Source organism: Campylobacter showae (genome assembly GCF_900699785.1).
GTDB lineage: Bacteria > Campylobacterota > Campylobacteria > Campylobacterales > Campylobacteraceae > Campylobacter_A > Campylobacter_A showae_D.
Genome location: NZ_LR535679.1, coordinates 1,831,513 through 1,846,043, shown reverse-complemented (window position 1 = coordinate 1,846,043; position 14,531 = coordinate 1,831,513). Strand labels below are relative to the sequence as shown.

Here is a 14,531-nt window from a genome sequence, read left to right as displayed (position 1 = left end):
GCAGGAAAATGTTCGCAGGCATCCAAACCTCAAAATCAAAACCGCTCGTAGAAAGCGCGCTGGCAAGCAGAAATTTACGCCAGCAGATGATTTCTAGCAACATAGCAAACATCGACACGCCTTTTTACAAAGCCCGCGACATCGCGTTTGAAGCGGCTCTGTCGCAAACGGCGCAAGAAATCTACGGCAAAGACGAGAATAAAATTTTAAAACTCGCGCAAACGGACGGCGCGCACTTTCCTCGCGTGGATTTTCCGGCGTCAAACGGGGCGACGATATTTTTACGCGACGGACATATGGCGCGAAACGACGCAAACACCGTCGATCTGGATGTCGAAACGACGGAGCTTAGCAAAAACGCGATAATGATAACCGCGCTTGACCGCGCCATGAGGCAAAGCGGCCAGATCTTTAAAAACGTGATCGACGCTAGCAGTAAAATTTAAGGATAGATTATGAGCAATTATTTAAGCGACTTTGATATCAGCGGATACGGACTAAGCGCCCAGCGCTTTAGGATGAACGTCATCAGCTCCAACATCGCCAACGCAAACACCGTGCGAACGGCGGAAGGCGGCCCGTATAGACGCCGCGAGGTGATATTTAAGGCGGTTGATTTTGATAGCGTGCTAAACGACGAAGTGGCAAAAAAACACAACTTGCTCGAATACGAAAATCCGCTAGACGATAAATTCTATACAAAAGACGCAAAACCTGCTATAATGAGCGTCGTAGTTGACAAGATAGTGCGCGACGACAAGGATTTTAAGCTAAAATACGATCCGTCTCACCCCGACGCCGACGCGAGGGGCTACGTAGCATACCCAAACATCAATCCCGTCATCGAAATGGCGGACTTGATCGAGGCCACGCGCGCCTATCAGGCAAATGTTTCGGCATTTCAGTCGGCTAAAACGATCGCTCAAAGCGCGTTAGAATTATTACAAGGTTAAATTTTATGACAAATATAGATAAAATCGGCTCGGTCGCTTCGCCGTTTGAAAAAAAAGAAGCAAAGACTCTGCAAAACCAAAAAGGGGAGTTAAATTTCGGCGATATGCTCGATAACTCCCTAAAAGAGCTAAACGAGATACAAATCAACGCAGACAAAGCCATCGCCGATCTAGCAACGGGCGAGGTAAAAGACCTGCACCAAGCCGCTATCGCCATCGGCAAGGCCGACACGTCGATGAAACTCATGCTGGAGATCCGTAATAAGGCCCTAAGCGCATACAAAGAAATCTCAAGAACGCAAATTTAAGCCTTGAATCAGCGAAAATCAAAAACAATCGCTTTATTTGCGTTTATTTTATTTTTTATCTGCATATTTTTGGCAGTCATCTTTTACCGAGCAAATATCGAAAGACGCCTGCCAAAACTGGAAACCAGCGACATAAACACGGCCCTACGCGGCAACATCATCACAAAGGACGGCTTTAGCATCACAGGCAGCCAAAAGCTCTACAAAGTGATGATAGATACTAGAAATATCGACCCCGACAAAAAAGATTTATTTATCAAGCTTTACTGTATATATAGCGGCGACGATATCAAGCGCGTAACTAAAATCATCAACAGCCAAAAAGGCGCCGTTACGCTCTCCTACAAGATCGACGCCAAGGGCGCGGCATATCTGCAAGAGCTGTCAAAAAAGCTGTATAGAAAAAAAATCTTTATCCCGTATGAAGACCCAAACACCGGAGCTGCCATACTGCGTAATATGAGCATAATAGAAAGCGGCGAAAGTAGACAATATGTCGCTGCCGACGCACTCACGCCGATGATAGGTTACGTAAAAAAGGTCGAAAAAGACGGCATCACCAAAACAGAGGGTGTAAAAGGCGTAGAAAAAGCCTACGAATACTACATCTCCTCGATCCAAGACGCCAAACTGCTAGGCCCAAAAGACATCGGAAACAACATTATCCTTACAAGCGATTCAAATTTGGCTAACCGCGTGGACGGATACGATATCATACTAAACGCCTCGCTAAAACTACAGACCAGACTAGAGCAAATCATCGATGAAAAGAAAGAATTTCTAAACGCAAAAGAGATAATCGTAGGCATTATGAACTCAAAAACTGGCGGCCTGCTAGCGCTTGCCAGCACCTCTAGATATAGCCCCTCAAACATCAGAAAACAAGACTACAAGTCGCTAAACTCCTCGGCAACCGAGTACGCATACGAGGTCGGCTCGGTTTTTAAACCGTTTATTTTCGCCCTCCTTTTGGCAAACGACAAAATCAATCCGCTCGAGCGCATAAACACCTACAACGGCGTCTATCAGCTAGGAAAACGCACGATAAAAGATACGCACCCAGAGCCCTTCCTCACAGCCGAAGACATCATCGTATATAGCTCAAATATCGGCATGATACAGATCGCCCAGCGTCTAGACGGATCTCAAATTTACTCAGGGCTGCTAAATTTCGGCTTCACGCAAAAAACAGGTATCGACATGCCCTACGAACAGGTCGGAAACATGCCGCCGGTAGCCAAGCTAAATTCTCAAATTTACAAAGCCACGATCAGCTACGGGTATGGCTTGCAAGCGACTTTTATCCAGCTTTTAAAGGCGTATAACGTATTTAATAACAAAGGCGTGATGGTGACGCCAAAAGTCGTGGACTCACTCTATAAAGACGGCAAATTTTTCGTCGTAAACGACCCAAAACCGGTCGAAGCCATAAGCCAAGAAGCGGCCGAGAGGATGAAGCGCATCCTGATAAAAACCGTCGAGGTCGGCACCGGCAAAAGAGCAAAGGTGGAAGGTCTAGAAATCGGCGGCAAAACCGGCACGGCGCACATAGCCACAACCGGCGGCTACGCAAATACCTACAACGGCTCGTTTTTCGGATTCGTCAACGACTCGAAGGGCAATAGCTATACGATCGGAGTTTTAGCCAGAGAGCCGAAGAAACCGTATTATTATTTCGGCGCACAGAGCGCGCTACCGACTTTTAGAGCGGCCGTAGAGCTAATGGTAGAAGAGGGATTTTTAAAACCCGATGAAAATTTGACCGCGCCGGAACAAGCTACGCCGCCATCCGAAAACACGGAGAAAAAAGCCGCAAGCTCAACAAAACCTAAAGCTAAGCAGAAAAAGTAAATTTGCTTTAATCATTGAAGCGCGGAGCTAAATTTACTATTTTAAACTTATACTCGCTTGTAAATTTGGTTCACCCACAAGTCCATCCTGCCAGAATATTTATGTCTGCATGGATTTGGCGTTTGGCGCGGCTTTAAATTTGAGATTTTGCTCGGCGTTTTCTCGTTCAAATTTAACCAGCCAAATTTATCCACGCAACACTCAATGTTTATGGCGTAGATATATTTAATTAAAATTTAACTTATAATTTATTAAATAACATATATAATTCTCAAAAAAATTATTACCGAGGAATCATCATGAATTTGTGCGCAAGGCGCTGTCTTGCCCTCTCATTTGTCGTTATAAGTTCGCTTTGCGGCGCCGACTTTACCATGGATGACGGCGCCGACTTTGACGAGTATATCGCGTATATATCTAGCCGCCACGGCCGCGAAATGTTCGCACTGCCCGATAGCGACAACAACTCCCTTATCTGGGATAGAAAAGATAGTTTGATAGGATTAAATTACGATCTTGATATAGCCGGAGGATATAGCGATTTATCAGCTGTTTCAAACAACACTTTGGATTTTCGAGACTACTATGACACCGTTCATTTCCTTTATGGAGGGTATTCCGAAAGACAAGTCGCTATCTATAATACCCTTAAAATCAGCGGCGGTAAGATCAAACAAGCAGTCTATGGGGGTAGCGGACTTGTAGCTGCGGAAGGAAATAAAGTTTTCATCAGCGGAAGGGTTTTTGAAAAACCCGAAATTTACGGCGGACGCAGCTTTAGGGAAAATGCAGCAGATAATATCGTAGATATAGACAAAGGAGCCGATTTTAAGCAATCATCGCAAATATATGGAGGACATAGTATCGGCGGAAATGTCGAATACAATGCCGTATCCATACGCAAAGAGTCCGGCATAAAAGACGGCTCCAGGATTGTTGGCGGAGAGAGCCAAGAAGGAAGCGCCAAGGGTAATGAAGTGGATATAGACGCAGATGCCCTTGAGGCAAAAGTAGATATCTACGGAGGGATCAGCAACGAAGGCGAAGCAAAAGTCAACAAAGTAACTATAAACGGCGGAACTTTTAAACCAGGAAGTCCTATAATAGGAGGGAGGGTCGGTCTTAGTTTGCTTGACGCCACAAACAATACGGTAACCATAAACGGCGGAATCTTTAAAGAGCCTCAAATCATAGCAGGAGAGTCCACAAAGGGGCTCCGCCGCTGGCAATACGCTAAATTTAAACGGAGGAACATTTGAAGGACCTGCGGATATGTTTGCAGGAAAGTCCAGGGACGGCTCTACCGTAAATAACATTGTAAATTTAAATGCGCGCGGACTTGACTTGTCGGGTATTAAAATTTGGGGCGGCTTTACTAGCGATACAGCACAAGATTATTTCACCGGCAATACCATAAACGTAAGAGAAAAAAATATCAAGGCAAGTGCTATTTATAACTTTGAGTTTCTAAATTTCTACATACCGGTAGGATTTGCGCCAGCTACGGACAAGATGCTTGCCCTAGAGCATGCGCCCAATCTAGCAAAATCTAAGATAGGCGTAGGCATGATGAACGGCGGGGTACTTAACGGTGGAGACAAGCTAACGCTAATAGAAGCAGCAAACGGCGACATAACGTATCCAACCGATATGAGTAATCAAACGGGACAATTACAGGCCGGGATTTCGGCGCTATATCAATTTGAACTAAAAAAAGACGATGGAGCCAATAAAAAGCTTTTTGCAGTAGTAAAAAATGACGAAAGAGGCGGGCCGATCCTACTTCCATACCCTAAAAATATATTAGAAACTACGATTGGCGAGCTTGGCGTACTGCTATCAAGTTCTGATTTAACATCGTCCATGAGCCTCCAAACAGATAGCAACGGGGTCTTTGCCTCCACAATCGCATCTAGCACCAGACTCAAATCAGGCTCTCACGTCGATCTAAAAAGCTTTAACGCCGCCGTCGGTCTCTCTAAAGAATTTGAAGAAAACAAAGCCGGAGCATTTGTAGAGTTTGGCGGCGGCAAATATGATAGCTTTAACGACTTTGACAAAATAGACGTAAGAGGCAGCGGTAAATTTAAATATATGGGTCTTGGCATAATTACTAAGTTTAACCTGCCTAATAGCTTTTATATAAGCTCAGGCTTTAAAGCAGGCAAGATGAAAAGCGACTATGAAAGCGATATGCCCGCAATCACTACGGCTAAGTATGAAGCCACGAGAGGCTACTATTCGGCCCACTTGGGTCTAGGCAAGGTAATAGATATAAATGATGTATTAAGTATAGATATGTACTCTAAAGTGCTTTTGAACAAACTAGGCAAAAAAGAGGTGGAAGTAGTGGGAGATAAATTTCTTTTAGACTATACCGTATCGTTACTGGGCAAACTGGGCTTTAGGTACAATTATACTCTAAGTGAAAAGCTTGATATCTATGCCGGCGCTAGCTACGAAAGAGAATTTAAAGGAGAGGCCAAAGGATACAATCTCACTCACAATGCAGCCATAAAGAGCCCAAGTATAAAAGGAAACACCTATAGCGCAGAGCTTGGAGCCAAACTAAATACCGCCAATAATATAAAGCTAGACTTTAACTTACAGGGTATGGCAGGAAAGAAAAAAGGCTTTAATGGCGGAATAGGAGCCGAGTGGAGATTTTAGCTTGATACAAAATCATTAATTTTACCAACCGAATCTTTTAAATTTACATTTAACAGATTCGGGCTTTATGTCGGCAAATTTAACTAAATGCTTTTTATTATATGCAAGTTGTATTAAATTTAAAGCTCCATATAATAAAAAACTTTTTAAAAAGCTTTATAAAGTTTTTTATTCGCTCATGAATTACTGCATTAATTTAGCATTTTCTCCTAAAAATACTTGAATAAAGTTTAATAAAGGAGCGCACCAACAACTTCATCAATCCAAGAACAGACAACATATTACAAGACAAACAAACTAAAGAATACAGAATGCAAAACAAGGGAGTAAATAGTATAAAAGTATAAAAACAAAGCCCGCAACGACCTACTTTCCCGACATCCCAGTAAGGGAGAGTATCATCAGCCAGGACGAGCTTAGCTTCTTGGTTCGAGATGGAGCAAGGCGTTTCCTCGTCTGTATAGTCACGGGCAGTGTTAAAGAAATAAACTATGCTAATTTACTTCTTTAACACTGCTATTTAATTGTTAAAAGCCAAATCTTATTTTAACTAAAACAAGATCTTGATAAGGTATAACTTAGATATTTTATTTCGGATTTCCGAAATAAAATTACCCTTAACAAGGAAGTGATGCTTATTAAAAGATAAGCAGACGAGCTATTAGTACTGGTCAGCTAAAGGACTTTCATCCATTACACACCCAGCCTATCAAACTTATAGTCTATAAGAGCTCTTAAAAGAAGATTCATCTTGGAGTTGGCTTCCTGCTTAGATGCTTTCAGCGGTTATCACATCCCGACATAGCTACCCAGCGCTACCCTTGGCAGGATAACTGGTACACCAGTGGTCGGTTCAACCCGGTCCTCTCGTACTAGGGTCAACTCTCCTCAATCTTCTTGCGCCCACGGCAGATAGGGACCGAACTGTCTCACGACGTTCTGAACCCAGCTCGCGTACCGCTTTAAATGGCGAACAGCCATACCCTTGGGACCTGCTCCAGCCCCAGGATGCGATGAGCCGACATCGAGGTGCCAAACCTCCCCGTCGATGTGAGCTCTTGGGGGAGATCAGCCTGTTATCCCCGGGGTACCTTTTATCCTTTGAGCGATGGCCCTTCCACACAGAACCACCGGATCACTAAGACCGACTTTCGTCCCTGCTTGACGTGTATGTCTCGCAGTTAAGCTGGCTTTTGCCTTTATACTCTGCGAACGATTTCCAACCGTTCTGAGCCAACCTTTGTAAGCCTCCGTTACATTTTGGGAGGCGACCGCCCCAGTCAAACTACCCACCAGACATTGTCCTACTTGAGGATAACTCAAGCTAGTTAGCTATCAGAATAAAAAAGAGTGGTATCTCAACAACGGCTCACCATAAACTGGCGTCTATGGATCAAAGCCTCCCACCTATCCTGCACATTTTTATCCCAATAGCAGTGTCAAGCTGTAGTAAAGGTCCACGGGGTCTTTCCGTCTTGCCGCGGGTAGGAGGAATTTTCACCTCCACTACAATTTCACTGGATCCCTCTTCGAGACAGCTCCCATCTCGTTACGCCATTCATGCAGGTCGATATTTAATCGACAAGGAATTTCGCTACCTTAGGACCGTTATAGTTACGGCCGCCGTTTACTCGGGCTTCGATCAAACGCTTCGCAGAGCTAACGTCATCAATTAACCTTCGAGCACCGGGCAGGCGTCACACCCTATACATCCTCTTACGAGTTAGCAGAGTGCTGTGTTTTTGGTAAACAGTCGGGAGGGACTCTTTGTTGTAACCTTCAATGCTTACGGAGTAAATCCTTCACAAAGTTAGGCACACCTTATACCGAAGATACGGTGCTATTTTGCAGAGTTCCTTGAAGAGAGTTCTTCCACGCGCCTTAGAATACTCATCCCACCCACCTGTGTCGGTTTACGGTACGGGCAACTATAACTAAACTTAGAAACTTTTCTTGGCTCGACAGTATCAGCAATTCGCTATCCATTCCGAAGAACTTCAAACGCCTGTGGGGTCTCGGCTTAAAAAGATCCGGATTTGCCTGGATCTTAACCTACACCTTTCGACTAGCACTACCATCCGCTAGCTTGCTTAACTCTAAGCGTCCTTCCATCGCACATTATAGTTGGCATTGGAATATTAACCAATTTTCCATCGCATACCCCTTTCGGACTTTGCTTAGGACCCGGCTAACCCTACGATGACGAGCATCGCGTAGGAAACCTTGGGTTTACGGCGTTGGGGATTCTCACCCCAATTATCGCTACTCATGCCTGCATGCTCACTTGCATTCGCTCCAGCGCTCCTTACCGGTACACCTTCGACGCTGAATGCAACGCTCTCCTACCACTTAGTAAAACTAAGTCTAAAGCTTCGGTACTCATTTTAGCCCCGTTATATTTTCCGCGCAGAATCACTAGACCAGTGAGCTATTACGCTTTCTTTAAAGGATGGCTGCTTCTAAGCCAACCTCCTGGTTGTTTAAGTAACTCCACATCGTTTTCCACTTAAATGAGATTTAGGGACCTTAGCTGTTAGTCTGGGTTGTTCCCCTCTCGACGACGGATTTTATCACTCGCCGCCTGACTGCCATGATTACACACTAGGTATTCGGAGTTTGATAGGGTTTGGTACATTGGTGTATGCCCTAGCCCATTCAGTGCTCTACCCCCCAGTGTTACTACATGACGCTATACCTAAATATATTTCGGAGAGAACCAGCTATCACGATGTTTGATTGACCTTTCACCCCTATCCACAAGTCATCCCATGGCTTTTCAACGCCAGCGGGTTGGGTCCTCCACCGGCTCTTACACCGGCTTCAACCTGCTCATGGATAGATCACATCGTTTCGGGTCTGCAGCATCTGACTAAACGCCCTATTAAGACTCGCTTTCGCTACGGCTCCGGGTTTCCTTAACCTCGCCAGACACCACAACTCGCAGGCTCATTATGCAAAAGGCAGTCCATCACACGTCATAAAGAATCGTGCTCTGAATGATTGTAAGTAAATGGTTTCAGGTTCTATTTCACTCTGATCACCTCAGTTCTTTTCACCTTTCCCTCACGGTACTTGTGCGCTATCGGTCTAGTAGTAGTATTTAGGGTTGGATCGTGGTCGACCCAGCTTCAGACAGAATATCACGTGTTCCGCCCTACTCAGGATACTGCTAAGTAAAACAAAGCTTTCATATACGGGAGTATCACCCTCTATGCTTAATCTTTCCAGATTATTCTATTAGCTAAGTTTAGTCTATATCGCAGTCCTACAACCCCGTTAGTAAACTAACGGTTTGCCCTCTTACGCGTTCGCTCGCCGCTACTAGCGTAATCTCTTTTGATTTCTTTTCCTGAGGGTACTAAGATGTTTCAATTCCCCTCGTTCGCTCCATAATAGGTAGTTAAGCTCGCGCTTAACTGGGTTGCCCCATTCAGAAATTCCCGGATCAAAGCCCCTTGACGGCTCCCCGAGACTTATCGCAGCCTGGCACGTCTTTCATCGCCTCTACTAGCCAAGGCATCCACCACTTACTCTTAGTAGCTTACCTTTTATTAGTATATAATATATTCTAATTCGCATCACTTCCTTGTTAAAGGTAACTCATAAATTTAAGATTTCATAACGAAGCCTCAAATTTAGATCTATTACGAAATTTAAATCTCTAGCTTTTAAGACGGAAAGCATTGACTAATATCTAGGTAAGTTTTAAATCCTATGATATCTTGTGACGTCAAACTTCTGCATTAAGCAAATAAGCAAGATATTTAAATCTTTAACAAGTCCTGTAAAATTGTTTTATTTATTAAAACTTGATTGTGACTTTTAACAATGATAAACTAAATAACGTTTAGACTTCGCAGACTAGCAAAGCTAGTCTTTGCGACCAAGGGCTAAAGCCCTTTGGAAACCCCTAAAGCACACCGCTTCTTTCGGAAGCGCCGTAAGAATAAAGAGTCTATTTCGACAAAGTCTAAACTAAATATTTAACAAAAATACTTAGTTTAGACTTTTTTGATGTTAAACTAATCATGGTGGAGAATAGCGGGATCGAACCGCTGACCTCCTGCGTGCAAAGCAGGCGCTCTCCCAGCTGAGCTAATTCCCCAATTAAATTCTCTGGTGGGCCTAACAAGACTTGAACTTGTGACCTCACCCTTATCAGGGGTGCACTCTAACCAGCTGAGCTATAGGCCCCTCTTGTGCCTCTTCTTGTTTTATACTTCGTCATCTTTTTTTGAAATCTACGTCACGTATTATATATACGCTCCTTGATTTCTCAAAAAGCTTCCTCGTCTAAATCAAGAACAGCCTACAATATTTTTATCTCTATAAAATTTAGAAATCCAATATAAAGATAACTAAAAAATCAAAGATAAAATCTATAAGTTTTATCGTCAATCTTTCAAAACTAAACAAGGTCGATTGAGTAGATTATCTATAGCGATAACCTAAATTTTCCTTTGACGAATATCTTGTGAGAGAATATTCGTTGTACTCTAGAAAGGAGGTGATCCAACCGCAGGTTCTCCTACGGTTACCTTGTTACGACTTCACCCCAGTCGCTGATTCCACTGTGGACCATAACCGGTTTGGTATTTGGGCTTCGAGTGAAATCAACTCCCATGGTGTGACGGGCGGTGAGTACAAGACCCGGGAACGTATTCACCGTAGCATGGCTGATCTACGATTACTAGCGATTCCGGCTTCATGGAGTCGAGTTGCAGACTCCAATCCGAACTGGGACGTATTTTATAGATTTGCTCCATCTCGCGATATTGCGTCTCATTGTATACGCCATTGTAGCACGTGTGTCGCCCCGGACATAAGGGCCATGATGACTTGACGTCGTCCACACCTTCCTCCTCCTTGCGAAGGCAGTCTCATTAGAGTGCTCGGCCGAACCGTTAGCAACTAATGACGTGGGTTGCGCTCGTTGCGGGACTTAACCCAACATCTCACGACACGAGCTGACGACAGCCGTGCAGCACCTGTCTTAACATTTCTGCAAGCAGACACTCTTCCATCTCTGGATGATTTGTTAGATATCAAGTCCGGGTAAGGTTCTTCGCGTATCTTCGAATTAAACCACATGCTCCACCGCTTGTGCGGGTCCCCGTCTATTCCTTTGAGTTTTAATCTTGCGACCGTACTCCCCAGGCGGTATACTTAATCCGTTAGGTGCATTACTGCCTCGACTAGCGAAGCAACAACTAGTATACATCGTTTAGGGCGTGGACTACCAGGGTATCTAATCCTGTTTGCTCCCCACGCTTTCACGCATTAGCGTCAGTTAAGTTCCAGCAGATCGCTTTCGCAATGGGTATTCTTCTTGATCTCTACGGATTTTACCCCTACACCAAGAATTCCATCTGCCTCTCCCTTACTCTAGATTATCAGTTTCCCAAGCAGTTTAACGGTTAAGCCGTTAGATTTCACAAGAGACTTGATAATCCGCCTACGCGTCCTTTACGCCCAGTGATTCCGAGTAACGCTTGCACCCTCCGTATTACCGCGGCTGCTGGCACGGAGTTAGCCGGTGCTTATTCCTTGGGTACCGTCATAATTCTTTCCCAAGAAAAGGAGTTTACGCTCCGAAAAGTGTCATCCTCCACGCGGCGTTGCTGCTTCAGGGTTTCCCCCATTGAGCAATATTCCCTACTGCTGCCTCCCGTAGGAGTCTGGACCGTGTCTCAGTTCCAGTGTGACTGATCATCCTCTCAGACCAGTTACGCGTCATAGCCTTGGTAAGCCATTACCTTACCAACTAGCTGATACGATATAGCCCTATCCATTACCGAAAAACTTTCCCGTACCTACTTATATAGATACGGAGTATAAGGTATTAGCAGTCGTTTCCAACTGTTGTCCCTTAGTAATGGGCAAGTTAGCTATATATTACTCACCCGTGCGCCACTAAGATTAAATAGCAAGCTACTTAATCTCCGTTCGACTTGCATGTATTAGGCACGCCGCCAGCGTTCACTCTGAGCCAGGATCAAACTCTCCATATAAAATTTACCTAAAATAAAATATCTTAGGATTTAATATGAAGTTTTAATCAAAAAACTTTAATTTTATTAATTAGTTTTATCTCTTATCTACTTTCCAGGGAAAGCCTGAAAAAAGATTGGCTCAATCGATCACTTGTTTAGATTTCAAAGATTGACTAATTAGTTTAACAGTGTTAAATTAAAAAACATAATTTAAGAGTTAGTTTCAAAAACTCTCAAAAATTAGAGAATTGTTTATTTAACTCAAAATTAAAACTTACGATATTAAAAGAAAAGGCTTTATTAACGTGAAAGTTAAAGGTGGTTTCTCAATTCGTGAGCTCGAATTATACAGATAGGATGCTTAAAAAAAGCTGAATAAATAAACCAAATTCGTATATTTTTTAATTTTACGAACGATCAGCAAAAGCAACCTGCAAAAAGCCAGTTTCTGGCGTTACGGTTATAGTAGCTGTTTTTTTAGCCGTACTCAAAACTATTTGACAATTTTCGCCATTATGAACCAGTCTATCATATCCCCTAGCTGCACCACCTCCACCAGGAGTACTTACGCTTCTCATAGGTCTTCCAAACTCGTCAAAAGAGATAGTTTGCAAATTGCCTCCGCATACCCCACCTAGACGTACATCAGTTATGCCAAATTTTTTTGCCAAATTATATTTACTGCTAGCGTTTGCGCAATTGGCACTCGAAATGCCTGCCCATCCTGAGCTCATAAATCTATTCGAATCCAATGGGTCTCTTGCAACTTCGTTTGCCGAATTTAAATTACCTGTCGCATCTCCATCGTCATGGTATACGCTATATCTCCATTCGTTTGCACCGTCGCAAAATGCAGCCCTAGTAAAAGTTATACTCCACCTCTTTCTAAACCACCTAGCATCAGTAGGATCAAATTTACTATCCTGCATAGCTAGGTGCTGAGTATAGCGGATATGCGACATCACTTGGTCGGCAGCCTCTGCGATATGATCGTCGTTTATTCTCGGTAACGCAGCGGCGGCTATTATTCCTATTACCACGATCACAACGACAAGCTCTAGCATAGTAAAAGCTTTTTTCATCAAATTTATCCTCTAATCATCTTTTATAATCTTAAAATTTACGATTTTTACGCCGAATTTATAGACCGCTATATTACCATAATTATCTTTTAAGTCCAAATTTGCTAGCTGCAAATTTGCGTCCGGACGCGTATCTACGCCGTAAAATTTAAGTCTCAAATCTAGCTTTTTATCACCCGTAAAAATTTTTTCTACGCCTTCATTTTTTAGCTCTTTTGCAAGCTCTTTTGCTACATGATATCTGTAAACAAAATGTTTGGTCGGGTCTTTTAGTATGCCGTAAAGCATCTCATTAAAAAGTACGAACAAAAACCCAACGAGCAAAGAAGCCGCCGCAAAAGAAGCTAAAATTTTATACCCGCGCCTAAACATCGGCAATCTCACACGGTACGAGCTAAAAAATACCCGAACCAAAATCGGCACCGAAATAACGCAAAAAGGCAGGTAGTTTTCGAGCTCAAGCCGCTGTCTGATCGATAAAACCAAGCAAAACAAAAACGCCGTTATGCAGACAAACCAGAGTAAATTTTTGGTCTCTTTTATCCAAATTCTATACATAGCATAGACAAAATAGACGAAAATAAAAGGCGAAAACGCGGCGGCAAAAATACTCACGGTATCAAGCAAATGGCCACTAGGCTTACCGCCCGAGTCAAATCCGTAAAAGTAAAAGCAAAGCGCAAAAAGCAGCGCCGCAACCCAAGCCATCCTAGCGTCGCGCCTATAAACGCCGAATGCAAAAATAGCCGAAAAATAAACCAAAAATGCGCCGCTAACAAAAGGCAACACGCATAAAAGCGCGTAAAAGGCTAGCATTTTGCGTAGCTGATAAAGATAAATGCTTAAAAGCGAAAGCGCGATTATCACGCCGGCGTCGTTTACCAAGATCGCCGACGCCATCGTCGCAGGAAGCAATATAAACACGACCGCGCTTACCACTCGATCAAATTTGCGTTTTAAAATTTGCTTTGAGACCTTGTAGAGCAGCGCGACGCTAAAAATATGGCAAATAACAAAAGGAAGCCGCAAAGCATAGTCGTTTTGCCCGAAAACCTCAACCGAAAATCTAGCCAAAACGGCTGAAATTTTAGACGAGCTATAAAACGCATCCGCCTCGTAGTAGCTAATGCTAAGCGTACTAATCGCATACGACAAAAAGCAAAAATCGATAAGGCAGATGATAAAAAGTAAAAACGTTTCCGAGCGTAGCATACTAAATTTAGGGCTTAAATTTGCTCTTCCCAGAAAAACTCTATCCACTCGTGCGCCTCTCTTACCGTAAAGTCGGGCAACAAAAGCGCTTTTTGCTTATAAAAGATAGTCGCGATCTTTAGCTTAATATGCGGGAAGCGTTTAAAAAGCTCTTGTTTGATAGCTATCATGCTCTCGCCCGTATCTATCATATCGTCTACTATCAAGATTTTATTAAATTTAGATAGATCAGGGATGTTAAAGATATCGATAGTATCGAGCTTTTTAGTCTCTTCGTAGTGGATTGAGTTTAGCGTAAAAAGATTGCGGTTATTTAGCAAGCTCGCTAAAAAATGCCCTAAAGTAAGCCCACCGCGAGCGACTGCTAAAATCACTTCTGGTTCGAAGTTTTCTTTGATATCTCGCGCCATTATTTTTACGTCTTTATGAAATTCCTCAAACGGATACTTTAGCATGTTTTCT

At 43.3% G+C, this 14,531-nt stretch carries 9 protein-coding genes, 2 tRNA genes and 3 rRNA genes; 6 read left to right on the top strand and 8 right to left on the bottom strand.

Annotated features, from left to right (window positions below; all coding sequences use genetic code 11):
• Window positions 1–8: 8 nt before the first annotated feature.
• The 6 genes from flgB to E4V70_RS09085 all read left to right on the top strand — a co-directional run bounded on the left by flgB (window position 9) and on the right by E4V70_RS09085 (window position 5,782).
• The gene (gene flgB / locus E4V70_RS09110; protein ID WP_122863472.1) at window positions 9–446 is read left to right on the top strand and encodes a flagellar basal body rod protein FlgB; all 438 of its coding nucleotides are present in this window, start codon (window positions 9–11) and stop codon (window positions 444–446) included.
• A 9-nt stretch (window positions 447–455) separates the two neighbouring features.
• Window positions 456–953, top strand: a complete 498-nt coding sequence (gene flgC / locus E4V70_RS09105; protein ID WP_002946576.1) for a flagellar basal body rod protein FlgC — start codon at window positions 456–458, stop codon at window positions 951–953.
• A gap of 5 nt (window positions 954–958) precedes the next feature.
• Window positions 959–1,261: a flagellar hook-basal body complex protein FliE gene (gene fliE, locus E4V70_RS09100; RefSeq protein WP_002946574.1), complete on the top strand. Its 303-nt coding sequence runs from the start codon at window positions 959–961 to the stop codon at window positions 1,259–1,261.
• Between the two features lie 3 nt (window positions 1,262–1,264).
• Window positions 1,265–3,112 (top strand): peptidoglycan D,D-transpeptidase FtsI family protein, encoded by a 1,848-nt coding sequence (locus tag E4V70_RS09095; protein WP_122863471.1) that lies wholly within the window; start codon window positions 1,265–1,267, stop codon window positions 3,110–3,112.
• A gap of 299 nt (window positions 3,113–3,411) precedes the next feature.
• Window positions 3,412–4,371, top strand: a complete 960-nt coding sequence (locus tag E4V70_RS09090) for a hypothetical protein (protein ID WP_122863470.1) — start codon at window positions 3,412–3,414, stop codon at window positions 4,369–4,371.
• Between the two features lie 13 nt (window positions 4,372–4,384).
• Window positions 4,385–5,782: an autotransporter outer membrane beta-barrel domain-containing protein gene (locus E4V70_RS09085; protein ID WP_122863469.1), complete on the top strand. Its 1,398-nt coding sequence runs from the start codon at window positions 4,385–4,387 to the stop codon at window positions 5,780–5,782.
• Window positions 5,783–6,135: 353 nt separating this feature from the next.
• On the opposite strand, the gene rrf is transcribed toward E4V70_RS09085, so the two are convergent.
• From rrf to E4V70_RS09045, 8 genes are all read right to left on the bottom strand, one after another.
• A 5S ribosomal RNA gene (gene rrf / locus E4V70_RS09080) occupies window positions 6,136–6,254 on the bottom strand.
• Window positions 6,255–6,423: 169 nt separating this feature from the next.
• A 23S ribosomal RNA gene (locus tag E4V70_RS09075) occupies window positions 6,424–9,329 on the bottom strand.
• A 482-nt stretch (window positions 9,330–9,811) separates the two neighbouring features.
• Window positions 9,812–9,887: transfer RNA gene (locus tag E4V70_RS09070), tRNA-Ala, on the bottom strand.
• Window positions 9,888–9,899: 12 nt separating this feature from the next.
• Window positions 9,900–9,976 (bottom strand) — tRNA-Ile (locus tag E4V70_RS09065).
• A 306-nt stretch (window positions 9,977–10,282) separates the two neighbouring features.
• Window positions 10,283–11,793: ribosomal RNA gene (locus E4V70_RS09060) — 16S ribosomal RNA — on the bottom strand.
• Together the 16S, 23S and 5S rRNA genes with 2 tRNA genes alongside form the textbook arrangement of a ribosomal RNA operon.
• Window positions 11,794–12,182: 389 nt before the next feature.
• Window positions 12,183–12,857 (bottom strand): prepilin-type N-terminal cleavage/methylation domain-containing protein, encoded by a 675-nt coding sequence (locus tag E4V70_RS09055; protein ID WP_122862775.1) that lies wholly within the window; start codon window positions 12,855–12,857, stop codon window positions 12,183–12,185.
• 12 nt (window positions 12,858–12,869) lie between these two features.
• Entirely contained in the window at window positions 12,870–14,117 is a 1,248-nt protein-coding gene (locus E4V70_RS09050) for a glycosyltransferase family 39 protein (RefSeq protein ID WP_232037858.1), read from the bottom strand.
• A complete protein-coding gene (locus tag E4V70_RS09045; RefSeq protein WP_122862774.1) occupies window positions 14,084–14,524 on the bottom strand; it encodes a phosphoribosyltransferase in 441 nt (146 codons plus the stop codon). The genes E4V70_RS09050 and E4V70_RS09045 overlap by 34 nt, the downstream gene beginning before the upstream one ends.
• Window positions 14,525–14,531: the final 7 nt, after the last annotated feature.

Coding starts and splice junctions, on each gene's coding strand:
- flgB (WP_122863472.1), top strand. CDS start 9: ATGTTCGCAGGCATCCAAACCTCAAAATCAAAACCGCTCGTAGAAAGC.
- flgC (WP_002946576.1), top strand. CDS start 456: ATGAGCAATTATTTAAGCGACTTTGATATCAGCGGATACGGACTAAGC.
- fliE (WP_002946574.1), top strand. CDS start 959: ATGACAAATATAGATAAAATCGGCTCGGTCGCTTCGCCGTTTGAAAAA.
- E4V70_RS09090 (WP_122863470.1), top strand. CDS start 3,412: ATGAATTTGTGCGCAAGGCGCTGTCTTGCCCTCTCATTTGTCGTTATA.
- E4V70_RS09085 (WP_122863469.1), top strand. CDS start 4,385: ATGTTTGCAGGAAAGTCCAGGGACGGCTCTACCGTAAATAACATTGTA.
- E4V70_RS09055 (WP_122862775.1), bottom strand. CDS start 12,857: ATGAAAAAAGCTTTTACTATGCTAGAGCTTGTCGTTGTGATCGTGGTA.
- E4V70_RS09045 (WP_122862774.1), bottom strand. CDS start 14,524: ATGCTAAAGTATCCGTTTGAGGAATTTCATAAAGACGTAAAAATAATG.